Origin of the sequence: Caballeronia sp. BCC1704 (assembly GCF_902833455.1) — a bacterium.
GTDB lineage: Bacteria > Pseudomonadota > Gammaproteobacteria > Burkholderiales > Burkholderiaceae > Caballeronia.
The window spans coordinates 207,917-229,526 of the sequence record NZ_CADFFT010000004.1 but is presented as its reverse complement, the minus strand read 5'-3'; the positions used below and the strand labels follow the sequence as shown (position 1 = coordinate 229,526).

Below are 21,610 nucleotides of genomic sequence, written 5' to 3'. Positions count from 1 at the left end.
GCAGGAACATCTGTCGCAAAATACACGCCTTTGCGGACCGAGGTGGCGCATCATCTACGTTGCGGACCATTTTTGAGACGATTTGCCGCACAATCCCGGCGTGCCGAAAGCTCCGTCGAAGATGAACGGAAGGCTCGCCGAATGCGTCCGTCAGTCACGCGGCTTTCCAGACCGAAAGCTGGCGCACGTAAGATGCGCAACACTTCGCGCGCCGCGCGCCGTCAAAGGGAAACCACAGGCCAACGACCGATGCAAATTCTTCCCGATTCCCTGTCTCTCGCCGAGACCGCATTCTTCTTCGATTTCGACGGCACGCTCGTCGAGCTCGCCTCCACGCCGGACGGCATTTTCGTGCCGCGATCGGTGCCCGACATTCTCGCTGCGTTAAGACGCGCGACCAACAACGCGGTCGCGGTCGTGTCCGGGCGGGGTATCGACAATATCGACTCGTTCTTGCAGATGCCGGACTTGCCCGTCGCGGGCATGCACGGCGCGGAGCGGCGCGACGCCAACGGCGATGTCCAGCGCATCGGCTTCAACGACGAGCGGCTTCTTCGCATGGAGCATGTGCTCGAAGGCGTGGTCAAAGCCAATCCCGGCATGCTGCTGGAGATCAAGGGCGCGGCGCTCGCGCTGCACTACCGTAACGCGCCCGACCGCGAGCCGGCCGCGCGCGCGGCGACCGAGCGGCTCGTGAACGAGTACGCCGATGCCTACGTGCTCCAGCCCGGCAAGATGGTGTACGAGATCAAGCCGAAGGACGTGGACAAGGGCCGCGCGTTGCGCGCCTTCATGGCCGAGCCGCCGTTCACGGGTCGTAAGCCTGTGTTCATCGGCGACGACCTGACCGACGAGAAAGGCTTTGCGGTCGTCAACGAGTTCGATGGTCTGTCCATCAAAGTCGGTCCGGGCGAGACGGTGGCGCGCTCGCGCATCGAATCGGTGGAACTGCTGCTCGACTGGCTGCAAGTGATCGCGGGAACGGCGGGGAAGCACGCGTGAGCCGTCTGATCATCGTTTCGAACCGGGTCGCGCCGATCTCCGAGGGCGGTCCGGCAGCGGGCGGGCTGGCGGTCGGCGTCTACGACGCGCTCAAGGAGACCGGCGGCGTGTGGTTCGGCTGGAGCGGCGAAGTGCTCTCCACGCCGCCCGACGGCATCACGCTGGAGGAGCACGGACCGGTGACGTTCGCGACCATCGGGCTCGTGCGGCGCGACTACGACCAGTATTACCGCGGCTTTTCGAACGCGACGCTGTGGCCTGCGTTCCACTATCGCCCGGACCTGATCGAGTTCGATCGCCATGAGTACGACGGCTACTGCCGCGTGAATCACTGGCTCGCCGCGCGGCTCGCGCCGCTGCTGCGGCCCGACGACGTCATCTGGGTCCACGACTATCACCTGATTCCGTTCGCGCAGGCATTGCGCGCGCTGGGCGTCGAGAATCGCATCGGCTTCTTTCTGCACATTCCGTTTCCCGCGTCGCAGATTCTGTTAAGCGTGCCGCGTCACCGCGAACTGGTCGAGGCGCTCTGCGCGTTCGATCTGCTGGGCTTTCAGACTGAGCCGGACGTGCGCGCGTTCTGCGATTACATCGAAACCGAGGCGGGCGGGGCGCTCACGCGGCACGCTGACAAGCCTGTCGAGATTCGCGCGTTCGGCCAGACGCTGAAGGCGGCGGCGTATCCCATCGGCGTGTACCCGGACGAAGTGCGCGCGCTCGCGAAGGACGGCGAAGGCGGGCGCGACGTGCAGATCGTCAAGGAGACGCTGCATCAGCGCAAGCTGGTGATGAGCGTCGACCGGCTGGATTACTCGAAGGGCCTCGTCGAGCGGTTTCGCGCGTTCGAGCGTCTGTTCGAGCACGATCCGCAGCAGCGCAACAACGTGTCGTTGCTCCAGATCGCGCCGCCGACGCGCACGGACGTCGACGCTTACCGCGACATCCGCCAACAGCTCGAAGCCGAATCGGGGCGCATCAACGGGCGCTATGCGGAGCTGGACTGGACGCCGATCCGCTATATCCATCGCCAGTACGAGCGGCCCGTGCTCGCCGCGCTCTTTCGCGAGGCGCATGTCGGCCTCGTGACGCCGCTGCGTGACGGCATGAACCTCGTCGCGAAGGAATACGTGTCCGCGCAGAATCCGGACGATCCCGGCGTGCTCGTGCTCTCGCAGTTCGCGGGCGCGGCGCGCGAACTGACGGCGGCGCTGATCGTGAATCCGCTCGACATCGACGGCATGGCGGATGCGCTCGCCACCGCGCTCGCGATGCCGCTCGACGAGCGCCGGACCCGGCATCAGGAGATGTATGCGCTCTTGCGCGACAACAATGTATCGGTGTGGCGCGACAACTTCCTGCGGGATCTGAAAGCGCGATAGACGCAAAAAAAAAACCGCGTTTCCTTGTCAGAAAACGCGGCTTATTCGTCACTTGCTTGTCAGGCCGGCTGCTTGTGCGGCGTCGCGACGATGGAAGGCAGCTTGCCATGTTGCTTGGCGAGCAACTCGCGATACAGCCCCGGCCGCTCGCGCAGTTCTTGCGGCGAGCCGTCGTCGATCACGCGGCCCGCGCTCATCACGATGATCCGGTCGAAGTTCTGCAGCGTCGAGAGCCGGTGCGCGATGGCGATGACCGTGCGGCCGATCATCAGCCGGTCGAGCGCCTGCTGAATCGCTTCTTCCGAGGCGCTGTCGAGCGCGGACGTGGCTTCGTCGAGCAGCAGGATCGGCGCGTTCTTCAGAATGGCTCGCGCGATCGCAATGCGCTGGCGCTGGCCGCCCGACAGCTTCACGCCGCGATCGCCGACGATCGTATCGAAACCTTCCGGCATCGCCTCGATGAAATCCGTGCAGCGCGCCTCGCGGGCCGCGGCGAGCACTTCCTCGCGGCTCGCATCCGGACGCCCGTACGCGATGTTCTCGAACACCGTGCGATGGAACAGCGAGATGTCCTGCGGCACGAGCGCGATGGCGTGACGCAAGCTGTCCTGCGTGATCGTGGCGATGTCCTGACCGTCGATTTTGATGCTGCCTTTCTGCGTCTCGTAGAAGCGTTGCAGAAGCGCGAGCACCGTGGACTTGCCCGCGCCCGACTTGCCGATCAGGCCGACACGCTGGCCCGGCTCGATATGCAGATGGAAGTTGTCGAGAATCGGCCGGCGGCGCGGATACGCGAACGTCACACCTTCGAAGTCGACGCGTCCGCCTTGCGGCACGAGCTCCGTCGCGTCCGACCGGTCCGGCATGCCGTGCGGCTCCAGCAGCGTCTGCACGGCTTCGGCGAGACGCGCGACGTGCTGCGTCACATCGACGAGGGCGACGGCGAGATCGCGCGTGCCGTGCAGGATGGTGAAGCCGAGCGAGCTGACGAGCACGATATCGCCCGAGGTCGCGCGGCCTTGCGACCACAGCCACAGCGCCCAGCCGAGCAAGCCAGCGGAAAGAATCGCGGTGACGACCGCGTGGAAGAGGCGCAGCTTCTCGAGGTACAGCAGGCTTTGCTGGCGCGCGACCATTTCGGCCTTCACCGTCGAGCCGAAGCGTTTTTGCTCGCGAAACGTCATGCCGAACGCGCGCACGAGCGCCATGTTGCCGATTACGTCGACGAGCTCGCCATCCACCGACGCCGCCTTCGACGCAAAGCTGTGATGCCGCGCCGAGCCGCGCTTCGCGAGCCGGTAGAGCACGAGCGCGAGAATGATGGAGGCGGCCATGAGGCCCGCCGCCATCAACGGATTGACCGCGACGATCATCACGATCGCGCCCAGCACCGCGATGCACGGCGGCAGGACGTTCCACGCCATCACGTTTTCGGAGGTGTAGATGGCGTTCGAGGTCGCGGTAATGCGGCTCGCCAACATGCCGGGCTGCTTCTCGGAGAAGTACGTCGGCGAATGGCCGGAGAGGTACGAGAACAGGTCCTTGCGCAGATCGCCCGTGACGATCACGAACACGTGCGCGCCGACCCAGCCGCCGACCCGCCACAGCAGGTTGTCGGCGGCGATCAGGCCGACCAGGATCATGAACGCGCCCCAGAGCGGGCCCGGGTGGCCGCGCCCTTGACCGAGCACGTCGATCAGATGCTTGATCGCGTATTGCGACGCCAGCGCGCACCCGACGGCCGCGAACACGCTCGCGAGCACGATGGCATGGGCGATCGGATGCCGGCGGATGTAGCGCATCAGGAACGCGAGCGGGCGGTGCGCATAGCTCGCGAGCTTGGCGTTGTGCGCGTTACGCTGGGAGACGGTGAGTTGGTCCAATGGTCTTTTTGGGTCGTAAAGCGGTTGAGCGTGTGTTGCGCCTTCGGGCGATGCCATGCGGATGCACTGCCTGTCCGATGCGTCGGCGTGGCCGGCGCGATTGACATCGAAACCGAGGCGGCGCGGCGCCGTCTCCATCGCTGAATTGTAGCCAGTAACCGGGCGTGCGAACGTCGTTCAGGCAAATGATGCACGGCGGATGTTGCCGTCCGTACATCGACTGTGCGCTTCGCGTCGTATCCGCGAGCACGTCTTTTCGGCTTGGGCGCGCATTGTAAGCATATCGCGCGCATTTTTGCGATGAAGCGGCGGCTGGCGGGCCGCCGCGCGTGCTCCTGTCCGGGAGCTTCTCGCGCGGCAGCGTCGATATAAGCATGGGATGCGCCAGCATCCCGTTCAATGTGTCTCGCGACGACAGCGAGCGAGTGGCCGCCCGTGCATCGCCGCGGCACGTGCTCCAATGTAGAACAACCTTAATAAACAGGGGTTTGTTAAATGTTTCCCCGGTGTAACAAGGTAGATAAGTTGAAATGACTCCCTGTCGCCGATGTAAAAGGCTCCATAATGCGCTCCGGGTTTTCACTTAGACTTTTTGACAGCTTTCTGTAGGAAGTCGTCAACCGCCCGAGCCCGAGCGCGTTTATTGCTGGGCGCGGCGGTTTTTGAGATATGGCTCCGAAGTTGCTTGTGGCAACGCCCGCGTGGAGCCGGTGATCAGCGACCCGCTTTTTCACTCGAGCACCAGCCGCTGCCGAGGCCGACGCGCCGCGAAAAGCTCTCGCCCGAGCCGAGCGATTCGCTCCCGATGTCAAACATGACAGCAGTACCTTGCCTGACCTTTTATTAGGAGTTTCACGATCATGCGAATCGCTCAAATCGCGCCCCTCCACGAGGCTGTTCCGCCGAAGCTCTACGGCGGCACGGAACGCGTGGTGTCTTATCTGACCGAGGCTCTTGTCGAGGCTGGACACGACGTCACGCTCTTCGCGAGCGGTGATTCGCAGACGTCCGCGAAGCTCGAAGCCTTCTGGCCGCAAGCGCTGCGCCTCGACCCGACCATCCGCGACACGATGGCGCCGCACATGCTGCTGCTCGAAGAAGTCCGCCGCCGCGCCGACGAGTTCGACGTGCTGCACTTCCATATCGACTATTACCCGTTCTCGCTGTTCGCGCGCCAGCCGGTGCCGTTCCTGACGACGATGCACGGCCGTCTCGATCTGCCGGAACTGCAGCCGATCTTCAATACGTTCAAGGACGTGCCGGTGGTGTCGATTTCGGACAACCAGCGCCAGCCGCTGCCGCAAGCCAACTGGCTTTCGACGGTGTACCACGGCCTGCCGGAAAACCTGCTGAAGCCGATTCCGAACGTGAAGCCCGGCTATCTGGCGTTCCTCGGCCGCATCTCGCCGGAGAAGCGCGTGGACCGCGCTATCCGCATCGCGCAGGCCGCGGGCATGAAGATCAAGATCGCGGCGAAGCTGGACAAGGCCGACCGCGCTTATTACGAAGAAGAGATCAAGCCGCTCTTCGCGTTGCCGCACGTCGAGTACATCGGCGAGATTAGCGAGGCCGAGAAGACCGAATTCCTCGGCAACGCGCATGCGCTGCTGTTCCCGATCGACTGGCCGGAGCCCTTCGGCCTCGTGATGATCGAGGCGATGGCCTGCGGCACGCCGGTGATCGCGTTCAATCGCGGCTCGGTGCCGGAAGTGATCGAGAACGGTGTGTCGGGCTTCGTCGTGGAAGACGAACTCTCCGCGATCGCTGCGGTGAAGCGCCTCGACTCGCTGTCGCGCGCGAAGGTTCGCGAGACGTTCGAGACGCGCTTCTCGTCGAAGGTGATGGCGGCGCGCTACGTGCAGAACTACGAGGAACTGCTGCGCCAGAAGCGCCGCACCGTTCTGCGCGAAGTGAACGCCTGATAGCTGCGAACTGTCCGTGGCCGCAGCGATGCGGCTCGGAGAACGCCCCGCCCGCCGAAAGGTGCGCGGGGCGTTGTCGTAATGGCACAGTCCAGACGTAATTCGAGCGCTGCGCCGCATGCGCGAAGCGAAACCGATGACGCCCTCCGTAATCTCCCTATAATGTCCGAGCTTTGCGCTGCGCAAGGCGCAGTGGCCGCCCGCTCGCACGGACAGCGGCGGCAGGCAACGTTTGTGGACAGGAGCGCACCCTTTGGCGAGAACCAAGCAAACCAGCGCGAGCCAGGCACCGGGCGCAGGGACGTTGTTCGCGCTGCGGGCCATCGGCGTGATCCTCGCGGCACGATGGGCGCTCTCGATGTCGCAGATGGGCTATCTGTCCTCGGTGCGCGCGATGACTTCGTCGCCATGGGCCTGCCTTAATCTCGTCTTGATCTTCCTTCTGATCGTGCTGCCGGGCGCGAAGCCGCGCATGGAGCGTCCGCTGCACCCGTTGCCGCAGTGGCTTCGGCAAGCGCTGAGGCTGCTCGCGCTGCTGACGTTCGGCTTCGCGATATTCTCGGTCGGCGCGTTTGTCTGGACGTCGGGCTGGCGGCGCTTCGTGCACACGCTCGCTGAAACCAACGGCTGGCTGGCGGTCGCGCCGGCGCTCTATGCGGTGGTGATGTGGATCTGCCGGCCGCGCGCGCTGTGGCGCACGAACATCGCGGCGCGGCGCTTCGCTATCGGCCGCTATGCCATTTCGCTCGATCCCGTCACGCGCACGGCGATGGTCTGGGCCGAAAGCCGCAAGCTCGGCCAGTACGACGCACGAGAACTGTCGGTGAAATGGCCGGTCCTGGCGGCATCGGCGCAGCCGGCCGCGGTGCCTGTGGCATCGAACGGCATCGCGCGGCGAAGCTGGTTTTTGCGGCGTCCGAAAGTGGAACTGCTGTGGGATTCGCCCGCCGCAGCCGGTCACAATCGCACGACGGTTTTTCGCGCGTCGCTTTCCACCGAGAGCGACCGCAGCGCCGCACGCGCGCTCGACGCCACGCTGAGCCAGGTCTAAGCTGCGTCGGACGGAGCCGTACCGGTCTTTCTTGTCGATCGAGGGAGGAAAGGATGCTGATACGTTGGTTGCTCGCCGCGCTTCATCTCCTCGCCTTCGGCTTCGCGCTCGGTTCGGTGCTCGCGCGTGCGCGCGCATTGCGCCGGCTGGACGCGTCGGAATCGGTGCAAGCGAACGCATTGCGTCTGCGTGACGTGTTCCGGTCGGACGGGGTGTGGGGCATCGCGGCTGTCGTGCTGATCGTCACCGGCCTGACGCGCGCGTTCGGCAGCTTCGAGAAGGGCGGTGCGTACTATCTGCACGAGCCGCTTTTTCACTTGAAGATGACCGCGCTCGTGGTCATTCTGCTGATCGAAGTCTCGCCGATGCTCGCGCTGATCCGCTGGCGTGCGGCGCTGGCGCAGGGCGGGGCGATCGACTTGACGGGCGCGCGGCGCTTCGCGTGGATGAGCGATCTCGAGGCGGCGCTCGTCATCGTGATGGTGATTGCGGCGACTGGGATGGCGCGGGGCGTTTGGGCGAGGTGAAGTGCCGGGTTTGCGCGCGGGAAATGAAAAAGGCCCAAGTCGCTAGACTTGGGCCTTTTGATCTTCGGTGTCTTGGCGTTACCAGCACCAGAATTCTGGTGGGTAGTACTGGGATCGAACCAGTGACCCCTGCCGTGTGAAGGCAGTGCTCTACCGCTGAGCTAACCACCCGAAGAGATTGAGATTATGTCAGGACTATCTCGTCTCGTAAAGCGATTCTTTAAGCAATTTCGAAAAATTATGCGGCGACCGCATCCGGCTGGGTCTGCGGCGCTTCCGTGCGCCACACGCTCGTGCCCTTGAGCGCCTTGTCGAGATCGTTGAGCATCGCTTCGTGCGCGGCGAGTTCTTCGCCGCTCGCGACGATCACCGGCAGATCGAGGTCGTCGAGCGCGATGCGCGGCGCCGCCGTCGCGCCTTCCGTTTCCGCATCGCCCAGCATGTCGATGACGAGGCTCTCCTGGCCGCGCGTCATCGCCAGATAAACCTCGGCGAGCAATTCGGAGTCGAGCAGCGCGCCGTGCAGCGTGCGGTGCGCGTTGCTGATGCCGAAGCGGTCGCACAGCGCGTCGAGCGAATTGCGCTTGCCGGGGAACATCTGCTTCGCATGCGCGAGCGAGTCGATCACGCCGGCGCAGATATCGGACACCTTCGGCAGCCCGAGCAGCGCGAATTCCATGTCGAGAAAGCCGATATCGAAGGGCGCGTTGTGGATGATGAGCTCCGCGCCCGCGATGAAATCGCGCAGCTGCGCGGCGATCTCCGCGAACTTGGGCTTGTCGCTCAGGAATTCGGTGGTGAGGCCGTGCACCGCCAGCGCGCCGGGGTCGCTGTCGCGTTCCGGGTTGACGTAGATGTGCAGGTTGTTGCCCGTCAGCCGGCGATTGATCAGCTCGACACAGCCGATTTCGATGATCCTGTCGCCCGTGCGAGCGTTCAGGCCGGTGGTTTCGGTGTCCAGTATCAGTTGGCGCATGAGATTCGGTGTAGTGCTGCGTTCAGCTTTCGGCAAGCGATGTCACGCCGCGATTGGCGAGCGCATCCGCGCGTTCGTTCTCGGGATGGCCGGCGTGTCCTTTGACCCAGCGCCATTCGATCTCGTGTTGCGCGACGAGCGCGTCGAGGCGCTTCCACAAGTCGGCGTTCTTCACGGGCGTCTTGGCGGCCGTCATCCAGTTCTTTTTCTTCCAGCCGTGAATCCACTCGCTGATACCTTTCTGCACATATTGCGAGTCGGTGTGAATCACGGCGTGGCACGGCCGCTTCAACGCCTCGAGGGCGGCGATCACGGCCATCAACTCCATGCGGTTGTTCGTGGTCGCGGCTTCGCCGCCGAACAGTTCCTTTTCGAGCGCGCCGAAACGCAGAAGCGCGCCCCAGCCGCCTGGACCGGGATTGCCTTTGCAGGCGCCGTCAGTATAGATGTCGATTACTTTGGCCGATGCGGATTCGTCAGTCATCAATGCTCGTTGCGAGTGTGCGGGGCCGCGACCGGAGCGAGTCCGGGCGCGAGCGCGGTTTTTATCAGCTTGCGTGGACCGATGAGCCGCATGCCGCGCACGCGCTTCACCGCGGTGATCATGTACGCAGCGCCGAAGATGGGCCACCAGCGGTCGCCGGCGGGCTCCATGAATTCATAGCGCTGCAGCCATTTGTCCGTCAGCAGCGGCGGACGATAGCAGCCGAAGCGCCCGCGTTCAAGGTCGAAGCCGAGCAGCTTTATCCAGTCCTTGATGCGCGTGAACGCGATCATGTCGTGCGCCTCTGGCACGAACGGGCGTCCTGCCACCTTTCCGAGCGATTGCCGCGCGCCCCACAAGCTCAGCGAATTGAAACCCAGGATGATCAACTGGCCTTCGGGCACGAGCACGCGCTCGGCTTCGCGCAAAAGCCGGTGCGGATCACGCGAGAATTCCAGCGTATGGGGCAGCACGAGCAAATCGACGCTCTGCGCTTCGAACGGCAAATCCAGGAATTCGCACCAGACCGTGCTCCGGCCTTCCGGCGCGCTCGCGCCTCGTGCGGACGTGCGCGGCAGCGTGTACGGCGCGCTGGCGCCGCTTTCGGCGTCGAGCACGAGGGCGCGCCCGGTCATGCGATTCTCGCGCAAGGCGTCCAGTTGCGGCATGCCGAGCTGAAGCGCGTGATAGCCGAAGATGTCGCAGACCACGCGGTCGAGCTGCGCCTGTTCCCACTCCAGCACGTAGCGTCCGGGCGCGGAGTTCGTCCAGGCGGGCCAGTCTATAATCGCTCGGTCAGACATGTTCGGATGCCGCGTAGATGATCGCCATGGATTCGTTTGCTGAAGATTCGTCCAAACGCGCGCCCAGGCGCGAACTCGAGTACGTGCCGGTCCCGGCCTTCGAAGACAACTACATCTGGCTCGTGTCGGATTCGCGCGATGCCGTCGTGATCGACCCGGGCGACGCCGCACCCGTCGAGGCCTATCTCGCCGAACGCGGCTGGCGGCTGACCGCTATTTTACTCACGCACCATCATCGCGACCATGTCGGCGGCGTGAAAGCATTGCTCGATAGCCGATCGGACGAGGGCATTCCGGTGTACGGACCGGCCGGCGAGCGCATTGAGCATCTGACCGAGCGGGTTGCCGACGGCGACACGGTGCGCATCGCGCAGCCTGCGCTCCGCTTCACCGTCATGGATGTTCCCGGCCATACGGCCGGCCATATCGCATACTTTCAGGAAGACGACGGCAACGGCACGCCGCATGTCTTTTGCGGCGACACGCTGTTCGCGAGCGGCTGCGGGCGTCTTTTCGAAGGCACGCCGCAGCAAATGCTCACGTCGCTCGACGCACTCGCCGCGCTCCCGGACGCGACGCTCGTGCACTGCGCGCACGAGTACACGCTGTCGAACATTCGCTTCGCGCGGGCCTGCGAGCCGGACAGCGCGGCGCTCTCACGCTGGAGCGACGAAGCGCAGGCGCTGCGCGCCGCCGGCAAGCCGACGCTGCCTACGACCATCGGTCATGAAAAAGCGGTAAATCCGTTCTTGCGCGTCGATCAGCCGACAATTCAAGCGGCGCTTGTCGCGCGGTTCCAGGAGCCGGTCAGCAGCCGCACGGAGGCGTTCCGCATGCTGCGCGGATGGAAGGATAACTTCCGCTGATCGCAGGGAACTTAATCCAATACTTTAGGAACGGCGATAGATGCAAGATTTTGCAGGGGTTTTACGTGCATTCTTATTGACGTCCTAGGTTCGGTTCCGTACCATCGGCTCCAAATTTCCAAGCATATCTTTTGGAAGCCGAGACGTTCATGCGACTAACATTAAGTGCGCTATCCGTCCTGACGCTGGCCGCGTGCGCCAGCCAGGGGCCGACAGCGCCCGCCTCCGATCCTACTTCCGCCACTCCTACCGCCGCCTCGCAGCAACAAGTCGCCGACACGATTCGCCGCACCGCAGCCGCCAAGGAAACCATCAACGTCGACAAGACGCCTGTCACTTCGCTCGCCGGTTCCGCGGACTTGTGGAGCCGCATTCGCAATGGCTTCCAGATTCCGGACCTGCAAAGCGATCTCGTCGACATGCAGGTGAACTGGTACGCGCAGCGTCCGGATTACGTCGAGCGCATGACCACGCGCTCGCAGAAGTACCTGTATCACATCGTCGAGGAACTGGAGCAGCGCCACATGCCGACGGAACTGGCGCTTTTGCCGTTCATCGAGTCGGCGTACAACCCGCAGGCGCTGTCGGTTGCGAAGGCGGCCGGCATGTGGCAGTTCGTGCCGGGCACCGGCCGCGATTACAACCTCAAGCAGAACATGTGGCAGGACGAGCGCCGCGACGTGCTTGCGTCGACGAGCGCCGCGCTCGACTATCTCTCGCGTCTGCATGACATGTTCGGCGACTGGCACCTGGCGCTTGCCGCATACAACTGGGGCGAGGGCAATGTGCAGCGGGCCATTGCGCGCAACGAAGCGGCCGGCTTGCCGACCGACTACGAAAGCCTGCGCATGCCCAACGAGACGCGCAATTACGTGCCGAAGCTGCAGGCCGTCAAGAATATCGTGACGAATCCGCAGCAGTACGGTCTCGCGCTGCCGGACATTCCGAATCACCCGTACTTCGTCACGGTCACGACCGCGCGCGATATCGACGTGACCATGGCCGCGAAGCTCGCCGGCATGAGCGTCGAGGAATTCCGCTCGCTGAATCCGTCGTTCTCGAAGCCGGTCATTCTCGGCGCGACGAATCCGCAAATCCTGCTGCCGTTCGACAACGCCGCCACGTTCCAGCGCAACCTCGGTTCGTACACGGGCGCGTTGTCGTCGTGGACCACGTACACGGTGACGGAGCGGGCGCGGCCCGCAGCCATCGCGGAGAAGATCGGCGTCGACGCGGACACGCTCATGTCGGTCAATCGCATTCCGGCGGGCATGCGTCTGAAGCCGGGTTCGACCATCGTCGTGCCGCGTACGGACGACGACGACGAAGACATCAGCGCGGACGTCGCCGCCAACGCGATGCTCGCGGTCGAGCGCGACGTGCCCGACACGCGCAAGATGGCCATTCGCGTGCGCCGCAAGCAGTCCATCGCGACGCTGGCGGACCGTTACAACGTATCAGTGGCGCAGGTGCGCGCCTGGAACCATACGCATCGCGATATGTTCATGCCGGGGCAAGTGGTCGTGCTGCATGTTCCGTACGGTCGTGCCGTGCCCGCCGAGCCGGGCCCGGTGCGCGTCGAGACGGTGGCGGCGTCGAGCCGTTCTTCGGGCGGCGTCAGCCGAATCGGCACGCATGTCACCGCGAAAACGCCGCACGGCAAGGCGCCGGGGCATACGCTCACGCGCGTGTCGGCCACGATCTCGCCGAAGACGGGGGCTTCCGCCAAGCCCGCTGCCGCGGCCAAGACGGAAAAGCACGCCGCCGCGCATCCGGCCGGTTCCAAGGCCAAGAAGAAATAAGCGCAGCGCGGCTCGCGCTTTCTGCTTATTCCACGCCGTCACCAAGGTGACGGCGTTTTCATTTGGCGGCGCAGTTAAACTGGCGTTTCAAAAGAACAACTGTCCAGCGCATGCCGTCCTCCGTTCGTCTCCGGGTGTTCTTCCTCTTCGCCGCCGGGTATTTCGTCTCGTACGTGTTCCGCGGCGTCAATCTCGGCTTCGCGCCGCTCATCACGCATGATCTCGGTCTCTCCGCCGCCGATCTCGGCTTGCTAACGTCGCTCTATTTCATCGGCTTCGCGATCGCGCAGATTCCGGTCGGCGTGCTGCTCGACCACTACGGGCCGCGCCGCGTCACCGCCGGCATGCTGGTCTTCGCGGCGGCCGGCATCTGGACGTTCGGTGCGTCGCACGGGCTGGGCGGATTGATGGTGGGCCGCTTGCTGATCGGCGTAGGCGTTTCCGTCTGTCTGAGCGCGGCGTTTAAGGCGTCCGCGCAGCATTTTCCGGTCGCGCGCCTGCCGCTCGTCAACGGCTTCACGATGGCGGTCGGCGGGCTCGGCGGCGTGGTCGTCGGCTCGCCGCTCGCGTCGCTGTTGCAGACGGCGACATGGCGGCAGGTGTCGATCGGCCTTGGCGTCTTCACGCTCGTCGTCGCGGCAGCCATCGCGCTGTTCGCGCCTCGCAAGGCCGACACGCATCATCAGGCCGATATCATCAGCCAGTTCAAGGGCACCTGGCACATCCTCAAAAGCGGCGCGTTCTGGAAGATCGCGTCGTTCTCCGTCGTCACGCAGGGCGTCTTTTACGCGATGCAATCGCTGTGGATCCGCCCCTATCTGCTCGACGTGATGAACCTGACGCCCGCGCACGCCGCCGCGCTCGTCTCGGTGCTCGGTTTCGCGATGATGCTCGGTTGCGTCGGCTTCGGCGCGGCGGCGCGCGGCATGGAGCGGCGCGGCGTGTCCGTCTACGCGTTCTGCGGCGTGGGAATGGCGCTCTACGTGCTCGTGCAGGTGTTGATGGTGCTGCGCGTGCCGCTGCCGCCCGCGACGTTACTTGCCGCGTACGGCGTGTTCGGCGGCACGGGCATATTGAGCTATGCGGTGATGGCCGAGTATTTCCCGTCGCACATGATCGGCCGGGCGACGACGACGCTCACGCTCGTGATTTTCCTGTTGATCTTCGGGTTCCAGGTCGGCGTGGGCGCAGTGCTTTCGCGCTGGACGCCGGAAAGCGGCCACTATCCGGCAGCTGCGCACGTGACGGTGTGGAGCGTTTTGATCGCGTTGCAATTGGCGAGCGCGGTATGGTACGTGTTGCCGAGCCGCGTGCTGCATAAGACGGGGCGAACTGCATCGTAGAGGTGTCGCGAGAACGGGACGTGCGGCAAGCGGAGACTTCCGAAATTTGGCGAAACGTCTGATTTCACGCTATAATTCGAAGGTTTGAGCATATCAACCCGCACCCTAGCGCCTACCTCCCATACACCGTCGTTCGCTGCGCCTGGCAGCGCGCGCTGCACGCCGCAATCGTCCGCTCCGCAACCTCGTTCGCTTAGTGCGAGCAAGCTGGTCGGAGCCGCGATTCCCGGGTTTCCCGCGTGTCAGCCGCCGCCCTCGCGCAAGGATGCCCGCGCTCGTTTCGTGCCGCGGCCCCACGCCTGAATTTCGGACAGACAGGTCGGTAACAGGGTGTTCCCCCAAGGAGCTTCCCGTGTTGCCGTCATTCTCCCCAGCACTTCTCGCACTTGCCGACGGCACGGTCTTTCGTGGTCAATCGATCGGCGCCGAAGGTTCGACGATCGGCGAAGTGGTGTTCAACACCGCGATCACCGGCTATCAGGAAATCCTGACCGATCCGAGCTACGCCCGCCAGATCGTCACCCTGACGTATCCGCATATCGGCAACGTCGGCGTCAACGCCGAGGACGTCGAAGCCAGCCGAGTCCATGCCGCCGGCCTCATCATCCGTGACCTGCCGGTGCTCGCTTCGAATTTCCGTTCCGAGCAAACCCTCTCCGATTATCTGAAGGCGCAAGGCATCCCCGCCATTGCGGGCATCGACACGCGCAAGCTCACGCGCATTTTGCGCGACAAGGGCGCGCAGAACGGCTGCATTCTCGCCGGCAGCGACGACGAGGCGAAGGCTCTCGAACTCGCGCGCTCGTTCCCCGGACTCGCCGGCATGGACCTCGCGAAGGTCGTGTCGACGAAAGAGCGTTACGAGTGGACGCAGCGCGAATGGCGCCTCGGCAGCGGCTACGGCACGCAGGACGCGCCGAAATTCCGCGTCGTCGCGTTCGACTACGGCGTCAAGTACAACATTCTCCGCATGCTGGCCGAGCGCGGCTGTCACGTGACCGTGCTTCCGGCTGAAGCGACTGCCGCCGACGCGCTGGCGCTTAACCCGGACGGCATCTTCCTGTCGAACGGCCCCGGCGACCCCGAACCGTGCGACTACGCGATCGCCGCCACGCGCGAATTCATCGAGCGCGGCATTCCCACGTTCGGCATCTGCCTCGGGCATCAGATCATGGGGCTCGCCGTCGGCGCCAAGACCACGAAGATGAAGACCGGCCACCACGGCGCGAATCATCCGGTGAAGGACATGGAAGACGGCCGCGTCGTGATCACGTCGCAGAACCACGGCTTCGCGGTCGATGCCGCGACGCTCCCCGCGAACGCCAAGGTCACGCACGTCTCGCTTTTCGACGGCACGCTGCAAGGCTTCGCGCTGACCGACAAGCCCGCGTTCTGCTTCCAGGGCCACCCGGAAGCGTCGCCCGGCCCGCACGACATCGCGTATCTGTTCGACCGCTTCATCAAGCTGATGGAGACGGCGAAGGTCGCCGCATAAAGAACACCACAGAGCACAGTTATGCCGAAGCGCACAGACATCAAGAGCATTCTCATCATCGGCGCGGGCCCGATCATCATCGGTCAGGCGTGCGAGTTCGACTATTCCGGCGCGCAGGCGTGCAAGGCGCTGCGCGAGGAAGGCTACAAGGTCATTCTCGTCAACAGCAATCCCGCGACGATCATGACCGATCCGAACACGGCGGACGTCACCTACATTGAGCCGATTTCGTGGGAAGTGGTCGAGCGCATCATCGCGAAGGAGCGCCCGGACGCGATCCTGCCGACCATGGGCGGGCAGACCGCGCTCAATTGCGCGCTCGACCTGTTCCATCACGGCGTGCTGGAGAAGTACAACGTCGAGCTGATCGGCGCGTCGCCGGAAGCCATCGACAAGGCGGAAGACCGCCAGAAGTTCAAGGACGCGATGACCAAGATCGGCCTCGGTTCGGCCAAGTCGGGCATCGCGCATTCGATGGAAGAGGCGCTCGCCGTCCAGGCGCAGATCGCCGAAGCGACCGGCAGCGGCGGTTATCCGACCGTGATCCGGCCGTCGTTCACGCTCGGCGGATCGGGCGGCGGCATCGCGTACAACAAGGAAGAGTTCGAGGAAATCTGCCGTCGCGGTCTCGATCTTTCGCCGACGCGCGAGCTCTTGATCGAAGAATCGCTGCTCGGCTGGAAAGAGTACGAGATGGAAGTGGTCCGCGATAAAAAGGACAACTGCATCATCGTGTGCTCGATCGAAAACCTCGATCCGATGGGCGTGCACACCGGCGACTCCATCACCGTCGCGCCCGCGCAGACGCTCACCGACAAGGAGTATCAGGTGCTGCGTAACGCGTCGCTCGCGGTGCTGCGCGAGATCGGCGTGGACACGGGCGGCTCGAACGTGCAGTTCGCGATCAACCCGAAGGACGGCCGCATGGTCGTCATCGAGATGAATCCGCGTGTGTCGCGCTCATCCGCTTTGGCGTCGAAGGCGACGGGCTTCCCGATCGCGAAGGTCGCCGCGAAGCTCGCCTGCGGCTACACGCTCGACGAGCTCAAGAACGAAATCACCGGCGGACAGACGCCGGCATCGTTCGAGCCGACCATCGACTATGTCGTGACGAAGGTGCCGCGTTTCGCGTTCGAGAAATTCCGCGAGGCCGATTCGCGTCTCACGACGCAGATGAAGTCGGTCGGGGAAGTGATGGCCATTGGCCGCACGTTCCAGGAGTCGTTCCAGAAGGCGCTGCGCGGTCTGGAAGTCGGCGTGGACGGTCTCGACGAAAAGACCACGAGCCGCGACGAAGTGATCCGCGAGATCGGCGAGCCGGGCCCGGACCGCATTTGGTATCTCGGCGACGCTTTCCGCCTCGGCCTCACGCCCGAGGAAATCTTCGAGGAAACGTCGATCGACCCGTGGTTCCTCGCGCAGATCGAACAGATCGTGCTGAAGGAGAAGGCGCTGCAAGGCCGTGCGCTCGAAAGCCTCACGCGCGACGAACTGCTGTATCTGAAAAAGAGCGGCTTCTCGGATCGGCGTCTCGCGAAGCTGACGGGCTCGACGCAAGCCGACGTGCGCAAGAAGCGCCATGAACTGAAGGTGCGTCCGGTGTACAAGCGCGTCGATACGTGCGCGGCCGAATTCGCGACGAAGACCGCCTATATGTACTCGACCTACGAGGACGAGTGCGAAGCGAATCCGACGGACAAGAAAAAGATCATGGTGCTCGGCGGGGGGCCGAACCGGATCGGGCAGGGCATCGAGTTCGACTACTGCTGCGTTCACGCCGCGCTCGCCATGCGCGAAGACGGCTATGAAACCATCATGGTCAACTGCAATCCGGAGACCGTGTCCACGGACTACGACACCTCCGACCGCCTCTACTTCGAATCGCTGACGCTCGAAGACGTGCTCGAAGTCGTCGATCTGGAAAAGCCGGTCGGCGTGATCGTGCAGTACGGCGGCCAGACGCCGCTCAAGCTCGCGCTGGACCTCGAGGCGAACGGCGTGCCGATCATCGGCACGTCGCCGGACATGATCGACGCCGCCGAAGACCGCGAACGCTTCCAGAAGCTCCTGAAGGATCTCGATCTGCGCCAGCCGCCGAACCGCACCGCGCGCAACGAAGACGAAGCGTTGAAGCTGGCCGAAGAGATCGGTTATCCGCTCGTCGTGCGTCCTTCGTATGTGCTGGGCGGCCGCGCGATGGAAATCGTGCACGAGCCGCGCGACCTCGAACGCTACATGCGCGAGGCCGTGAAGGTGTCAAACGATTCGCCGGTGCTGCTCGATCGCTTCCTGAACGACGCTATCGAATGCGACGTCGACTGCATCTCGGACGGCGAAGCCGTGTTCATTGGCGGCGTGATGGAGCACATCGAGCAGGCGGGCGTGCACTCGGGCGATTCGGCCTGTTCGCTGCCGCCGTATTCGCTGTCGGACGCGACCGTCGACGAGCTGAAGCGCCAGACCGCTGCCATGGCCAAGGCGCTGAACGTCGTCGGCCTGATGAACGTGCAGTTCGCCATCCAGCAGGTTCCGCAGGAAGACGGCACGAAGAAGGACGTCATCTACGTGCTGGAAGTGAACCCGCGCGCATCGCGCACGGTGCCGTATGTGTCGAAGGCGACGAGCCTGCCGCTCGCGAAGATCGCCGCGCGCGCGATGGTCGGTCAGACGCTCGCGCAGCAAGGCGTGACGAAGGAAGTGGTGCCGCCGTACTTCAGCGTGAAGGAAGCGGTGTTCCCGTTCGTCAAGTTCCCGACGGTCGATCCGGTTCTCGGACCGGAAATGCGTTCGACCGGCGAAGTGATGGGCGTGGGCCGCACGTTCGGCGAGGCGCTTTTCAAATCGCAACTCGCGGCCGGTTCGCGCTTGCCGGAATCGGGCACGGTGCTCTTGACGGTGATGGACGCGGACAAGCCGAAGGCCGTGGAAGTGGCGAGCATGCTGCACGAGCTCGGCTATCCGATCGTCGCGACCAAGGGCACGGCAGCGGCCATCGCGGCGGCGGGCGTGCCGGTCAAGGTCGTCAACAAGGTGAAGGACGGCCGGCCGCATATCGTCGACATGATCAAGAACGGCGAGATCGCGCTCGTCTTCACGACGGTCGATGAAACCCGCGCGGCGATCGCCGATTCGCGCTCCATCCGTATGAGCGCGCAGGCCAACAAGGTCACGTACTACACGACGATGTCGGGCGCGCGTGCCGCCGTGGAGGGCCTGCGTTATCTGCGCGATTTGGAAGTCTATGATTTACAAGGCTTGCATGCTCGCCTAAACTAAGGCTTCGACGACTGGTCTAAGTAACACGAGCCGCGGTTGAGCGGTATCTCCTCATACGGGAGATGCGCTAACCGCGGTAATTTTTTTACGGCTGTTTTTTGCTTTGGGTTGTCTATGAGCACGATTCCCTTGACCAAGCGCGGCGCGGAGTTGCTGCGCGACGAATTGCAACGCCTGAAGGCTGTCGAGCGTCCGGCGGTCATCAACGCGATCGCGGAAGCGCGCGCGCAGGGCGATCTTTCTGAAAACGCAGAATACGATGCCGCGAAGGAGAAGCAGGGCTTCATCGAGGGCCGGATCGCCGAACTCGAATCGAAGCTGGCTGCAGCGCAAGTGATCGACCCGACGACCGTGGATGCCGATGGCCGCGTGGTGTTCGGCGCGACGGTCGAACTGGAAGACCTGGAATCGGGCGACACCGTGACGTACCAGATCGTTGGCGACGACGAAGCGGATATCGATCACGGCCTGATCTCGGTGAGCTCGCCGATTGCGCGCGCGCTCATTTCGAAGTCGGAAGGCGACGTCGCGTCGGTGCAGGCGCCGGGCGGCGCGCGCGAGTACGAAATCATCGCTGTCCGTTACGTCTGATGGCCATCGCGCACCGCGTTTTTCGCATCGTCAGCATGCTCTGGGTCGGCAGCCTGCTGACGCTCGGCCTCGTTGCCACGCCCGTTCTCTTTTCGATGCTGGACTCTGCCGTGGCCGGATCGGTGGCCGCGCAGTACTTCAGGATGGAGGCGTTCGTGGGCGTCGTCAGCGCGCTGGTTTTGATCCTGATCGGCAATCGCTTCGTGAAAAGCGGTATCGCGGACTATAAGCGCGTGCGGTGGATTGTCGCCGTGATGCTGGTGTGCGTGCTCGTCGGTTACTTCGCGTTGCAGCCGTTCATGAACTCGCTGCGCATGGCGGCGCAGGCAGCCGGCACCGAGCTCGCCAGTTCGCCGTATGCGCGGCAGTTCGGCATTTTGCACGGCATATCGAGCGCCATCTATCTGATCGAATGTCTTTTCGGCATCGCGCTCGTGTGGCGCTTGCCGGGCAGTGCGCCTAGCGCCATCGTGCCGAAGAACAAATCGGCGAAGATGGCGGCCAAGCGGGCGCGGAGCTAATCCGCGCCGTGGCCGCATGCGGCGCGAACGTTCTCGCGCCGCGCTGCTTACTTCGCGGCCTGATGCTGGCGCTTCGAGCTCGTCTGACGCTTCTTCGCGCGCTTCACGTTGCCACCCGCGGTCACGCGCTCGTTGCCGAGCACTTTGAGCGTTTGCTTCTTTGGCTTTTTAAACGCAGGCGCATCGCGCGAAATTTTCACGGCTTTGACGATGCGCGGCGCGCGGCCCTTCGAAGGGCGCTCGACGGCTTCCGCCGCGCTCGGCGGCATGGTGCTGCGCGTGCGCGCGTTGCGGCTCTTGGCCGGCGCGGCGCCTTCCGGCCGCCAAATGACGAGCAGCTTGCCGATATGCTGGATAGGCGCTGCGTTCAGGCGGTCGCAGATTTCGTCGTAAATAGCGATGCGCGCTTCGCGGTCGTCGCCGAACACGCGGATCTTGATGAGCTGGTGCGCTTCAAGGTGCACGCCGATTTCGTTCAGCACGGCATCCGTCAAACCCTCCGCGCCGACGAGCACGACGGGCTTGAGCGCATGGGCCTGGGAGCGCAGGTCGGAGCGTTGGGCAGGAGAGAGTTCGAGAGCTGGCATGAGAGATTGGGGAGTCGACTAAAATAGGGCGGCGCGGGCCTGACGGCGTGCCAAACGCGTCATGCGAAGTGCGAAGAAGCCGGCAAGATGGCCGGGTTCGGCCGGTCGAGGTGGACCGCCGCCAAAAACAAAATAGGCCGGAGACGCGATTGCCGGGCGCATTCGAGCGCCCGCGGAAACGTTCCGGCCGACAAGACGCGTATTATCCGCTAAAAGCGCCGCATGTTGCTGCAAGATTTCGCGCACGCAATCCCGAGACCACGCATCGGCGCGGACTGCTCGCGCCACCGAAACACCTTCCACGCCGCATGAATGCGGCATGAGTTCAGCTTGAATGGCAAAGAATCGCTTCAATCATTCGTGGTTGCATGACCACATCAACGATCCGTACGTGAAGATGGCGCAACGCGAGGGCTATCGGGCCCGCGCCGCGTACAAGCTCAAGGAGATCGACGAGCAGGACAAGCTCATCAAGCCGGGGCAGGTCATCGTCGATCTGGGTTCAACGCCCGGAAGCTGGAGCCAGTATGCGCGCAACAAGCTCGCGCAGGGTTCGAAGCGCGACGCGCAGCGCGAGGGCGGCATCGACGGTACGATCATCGCGCTCGATATCCTGCCGATGGAACCGATCGCGGACGTGACTTTCATTCAAGGCGACTTCCGCGAGGACTCGGTGCTCGCGCAACTGGACGAAATCGTCGGTGAGCGGCAAGTCGACCTTGTAATCTCCGACATGGCCCCCAACCTCTCCGGAGTAGCGAGTGCGGATGCGGCGCGGATCGAGCATCTTTGCGACCTGGCGCTGGAATTCGCTCAAAACCATCTGAAACCGGAGGGTGCGCTGCTAGTCAAATGTTTTCATGGCAGCGGCTACAGCCAGATCGTCGAGAAGTTCAAGCACCAGTTCAAAGTCGTCGCGCCGCGCAAGCCCAAGGCGTCTCGGGATAAATCGTCCGAGACTTTCATCCTCGGGCGGCGGCTCAAAAATCCGGCTGCCGGACCCGCTTAAACGATGTCGGCGAATTTCAGCGATGTTTTCGCGGATTATGCCGAAAAAAGACCATCTAACGCTATTTAGGCGGTAGTGAAACCTTATGGCAGG

Annotated in this window: 18 protein-coding genes and 1 tRNA gene; 13 read left to right on the top strand and 6 right to left on the bottom strand. The window is 63.9% G+C overall.

Annotated elements, in window-relative coordinates; genetic code table 11:
• Positions 1 to 249 precede the first annotated feature (249 nt).
• Complete coding sequence (otsB, locus tag HWX53_RS20780; RefSeq protein ID WP_175944426.1) at positions 250 to 1,002, top strand: trehalose-phosphatase; 753 nt, start codon at positions 250 to 252, stop codon at positions 1,000 to 1,002.
• Positions 999 to 2,381 carry an alpha,alpha-trehalose-phosphate synthase (UDP-forming) gene (otsA, locus tag HWX53_RS20775; RefSeq protein WP_175944424.1) on the top strand — a complete coding sequence of 461 codons (1,383 nt, stop codon included), beginning with the start codon at positions 999 to 1,001 and terminating at the stop codon, positions 2,379 to 2,381. The genes otsB and otsA overlap by 4 nt, the downstream gene beginning before the upstream one ends.
• A 59-nt stretch (positions 2,382 to 2,440) precedes the next feature.
• Here otsA and HWX53_RS20770 read toward each other — a convergent pair whose 3' ends face one another.
• The gene (locus HWX53_RS20770; RefSeq protein WP_244140226.1) at positions 2,441 to 4,321 is read right to left on the bottom strand and encodes an ABC transporter ATP-binding protein; all 1,881 of its coding nucleotides are present in this window, start codon (positions 4,319 to 4,321) and stop codon (positions 2,441 to 2,443) included.
• A gap of 803 nt (positions 4,322 to 5,124) precedes the next feature.
• Here HWX53_RS20770 and HWX53_RS20765 point away from each other — a divergent pair.
• The 3 genes from HWX53_RS20765 to HWX53_RS20755 all read left to right on the top strand — a co-directional run bounded on the left by HWX53_RS20765 (position 5,125) and on the right by HWX53_RS20755 (position 7,764).
• Positions 5,125 to 6,186 carry a glycosyltransferase family 4 protein gene (locus HWX53_RS20765; protein ID WP_175944420.1) on the top strand — a complete coding sequence of 354 codons (1,062 nt, stop codon included), beginning with the start codon at positions 5,125 to 5,127 and terminating at the stop codon, positions 6,184 to 6,186.
• A gap of 253 nt (positions 6,187 to 6,439) precedes the next feature.
• Positions 6,440 to 7,237 carry a hypothetical protein gene (locus tag HWX53_RS20760; protein WP_175944418.1) on the top strand — a complete coding sequence of 266 codons (798 nt, stop codon included), beginning with the start codon at positions 6,440 to 6,442 and terminating at the stop codon, positions 7,235 to 7,237.
• 53 nt (positions 7,238 to 7,290) lie between these two features.
• Positions 7,291 to 7,764, top strand: coding sequence for a DUF2214 family protein (locus tag HWX53_RS20755; protein WP_175944416.1), 474 nt, complete (start codon positions 7,291 to 7,293; stop codon positions 7,762 to 7,764).
• Between the two features lie 96 nt (positions 7,765 to 7,860).
• Here the strand turns inward: HWX53_RS20755 and HWX53_RS20750 are convergent.
• The 4 genes from HWX53_RS20750 to HWX53_RS20735 form a co-directional block, all read right to left on the bottom strand.
• Positions 7,861 to 7,935 (bottom strand) — tRNA-Val (locus tag HWX53_RS20750).
• Positions 7,936 to 8,002: 67 nt separating this feature from the next.
• Positions 8,003 to 8,740, bottom strand: a complete 738-nt coding sequence (dnaQ, locus tag HWX53_RS20745) for a DNA polymerase III subunit epsilon (RefSeq protein ID WP_175944414.1) — start codon at positions 8,738 to 8,740, stop codon at positions 8,003 to 8,005.
• A 22-nt stretch (positions 8,741 to 8,762) separates the two neighbouring features.
• Positions 8,763 to 9,224 carry a ribonuclease HI gene (rnhA, locus tag HWX53_RS20740; RefSeq protein WP_175944412.1) on the bottom strand — a complete coding sequence of 154 codons (462 nt, stop codon included), beginning with the start codon at positions 9,222 to 9,224 and terminating at the stop codon, positions 8,763 to 8,765.
• On the bottom strand, positions 9,224 to 10,027 hold the full coding sequence (locus tag HWX53_RS20735; protein ID WP_175944410.1) for a methyltransferase domain-containing protein: 804 nt from the start codon (positions 10,025 to 10,027) through the stop codon (positions 9,224 to 9,226). The genes rnhA and HWX53_RS20735 overlap by 1 nt, the downstream gene beginning before the upstream one ends.
• 17 nt (positions 10,028 to 10,044) lie before the next feature.
• On the opposite strand from HWX53_RS20735, the gene gloB reads away from it, so the two are divergent.
• From gloB to HWX53_RS20700, 7 genes are all read left to right on the top strand, one after another.
• Positions 10,045 to 10,893, top strand: a complete 849-nt coding sequence (gloB, locus tag HWX53_RS20730) for a hydroxyacylglutathione hydrolase (protein ID WP_175944408.1) — start codon at positions 10,045 to 10,047, stop codon at positions 10,891 to 10,893.
• A gap of 149 nt (positions 10,894 to 11,042) precedes the next feature.
• A complete protein-coding gene (locus tag HWX53_RS20725; protein WP_175944407.1) occupies positions 11,043 to 12,695 on the top strand; it encodes a transglycosylase SLT domain-containing protein in 1,653 nt (550 codons plus the stop codon).
• Between the two features lie 110 nt (positions 12,696 to 12,805).
• Positions 12,806 to 14,038 carry an MFS transporter gene (locus HWX53_RS20720; protein ID WP_175944405.1) on the top strand — a complete coding sequence of 411 codons (1,233 nt, stop codon included), beginning with the start codon at positions 12,806 to 12,808 and terminating at the stop codon, positions 14,036 to 14,038.
• Between the two features lie 352 nt (positions 14,039 to 14,390).
• Complete coding sequence (gene carA, locus HWX53_RS20715; RefSeq protein ID WP_175944403.1) at positions 14,391 to 15,533, top strand: glutamine-hydrolyzing carbamoyl-phosphate synthase small subunit; 1,143 nt, start codon at positions 14,391 to 14,393, stop codon at positions 15,531 to 15,533.
• A gap of 21 nt (positions 15,534 to 15,554) precedes the next feature.
• Positions 15,555 to 18,809, top strand: a complete 3,255-nt coding sequence (gene carB / locus HWX53_RS20710; RefSeq protein ID WP_175944401.1) for a carbamoyl-phosphate synthase large subunit — start codon at positions 15,555 to 15,557, stop codon at positions 18,807 to 18,809.
• A 114-nt stretch (positions 18,810 to 18,923) separates the two neighbouring features.
• Complete coding sequence (gene greA, locus HWX53_RS20705) at positions 18,924 to 19,400, top strand: transcription elongation factor GreA (RefSeq protein ID WP_175944399.1); 477 nt, start codon at positions 18,924 to 18,926, stop codon at positions 19,398 to 19,400.
• Between the two features lie 5 nt (positions 19,401 to 19,405).
• Positions 19,406 to 19,921: a DUF4149 domain-containing protein gene (locus tag HWX53_RS20700; protein ID WP_175945242.1), complete on the top strand. Its 516-nt coding sequence runs from the start codon at positions 19,406 to 19,408 to the stop codon at positions 19,919 to 19,921.
• A gap of 47 nt (positions 19,922 to 19,968) precedes the next feature.
• Here the strand turns inward: HWX53_RS20700 and HWX53_RS20695 are convergent, their stop codons facing one another.
• Positions 19,969 to 20,508 carry a YhbY family RNA-binding protein gene (locus HWX53_RS20695; RefSeq protein ID WP_175944397.1) on the bottom strand — a complete coding sequence of 180 codons (540 nt, stop codon included), beginning with the start codon at positions 20,506 to 20,508 and terminating at the stop codon, positions 19,969 to 19,971.
• A gap of 334 nt (positions 20,509 to 20,842) precedes the next feature.
• On the opposite strand from HWX53_RS20695, the gene HWX53_RS20690 reads away from it, so the two are divergent.
• Positions 20,843 to 21,517, top strand: coding sequence for an RlmE family RNA methyltransferase (locus HWX53_RS20690; RefSeq protein WP_175944395.1), 675 nt, complete (start codon positions 20,843 to 20,845; stop codon positions 21,515 to 21,517).
• The last annotated feature ends 93 nt before the right edge of the window (positions 21,518 to 21,610 follow it).

Excerpts from the sequence above, each read along its gene's own strand:
- HWX53_RS20695 (WP_175944397.1), bottom strand. The coding sequence starts at position 20,508 with ATGCCAGCTCTCGAACTCTCTCCTGCCCAACGCTCCGACCTGCGCTCC.
- greA (WP_175944399.1), top strand. The coding sequence starts at position 18,924 with ATGAGCACGATTCCCTTGACCAAGCGCGGCGCGGAGTTGCTGCGCGAC.
- HWX53_RS20735 (WP_175944410.1), bottom strand. The coding sequence starts at position 10,027 with ATGTCTGACCGAGCGATTATAGACTGGCCCGCCTGGACGAACTCCGCG.
- HWX53_RS20720 (WP_175944405.1), top strand. The coding sequence starts at position 12,806 with ATGCCGTCCTCCGTTCGTCTCCGGGTGTTCTTCCTCTTCGCCGCCGGG.
- HWX53_RS20725 (WP_175944407.1), top strand. The coding sequence starts at position 11,043 with ATGCGACTAACATTAAGTGCGCTATCCGTCCTGACGCTGGCCGCGTGC.
- HWX53_RS20755 (WP_175944416.1), top strand. The coding sequence starts at position 7,291 with ATGCTGATACGTTGGTTGCTCGCCGCGCTTCATCTCCTCGCCTTCGGC.
- carB (WP_175944401.1), top strand. The coding sequence starts at position 15,555 with ATGCCGAAGCGCACAGACATCAAGAGCATTCTCATCATCGGCGCGGGC.
- HWX53_RS20765 (WP_175944420.1), top strand. The coding sequence starts at position 5,125 with ATGCGAATCGCTCAAATCGCGCCCCTCCACGAGGCTGTTCCGCCGAAG.
- HWX53_RS20770 (WP_244140226.1), bottom strand. The coding sequence starts at position 4,321 with ATGGCATCGCCCGAAGGCGCAACACACGCTCAACCGCTTTACGACCCA.
- rnhA (WP_175944412.1), bottom strand. The coding sequence starts at position 9,224 with ATGACTGACGAATCCGCATCGGCCAAAGTAATCGACATCTATACTGAC.
- otsB (WP_175944426.1), top strand. The coding sequence starts at position 250 with ATGCAAATTCTTCCCGATTCCCTGTCTCTCGCCGAGACCGCATTCTTC.
- gloB (WP_175944408.1), top strand. The coding sequence starts at position 10,045 with ATGATCGCCATGGATTCGTTTGCTGAAGATTCGTCCAAACGCGCGCCC.
- dnaQ (WP_175944414.1), bottom strand. The coding sequence starts at position 8,740 with ATGCGCCAACTGATACTGGACACCGAAACCACCGGCCTGAACGCTCGC.
- HWX53_RS20690 (WP_175944395.1), top strand. The coding sequence starts at position 20,843 with ATGGCAAAGAATCGCTTCAATCATTCGTGGTTGCATGACCACATCAAC.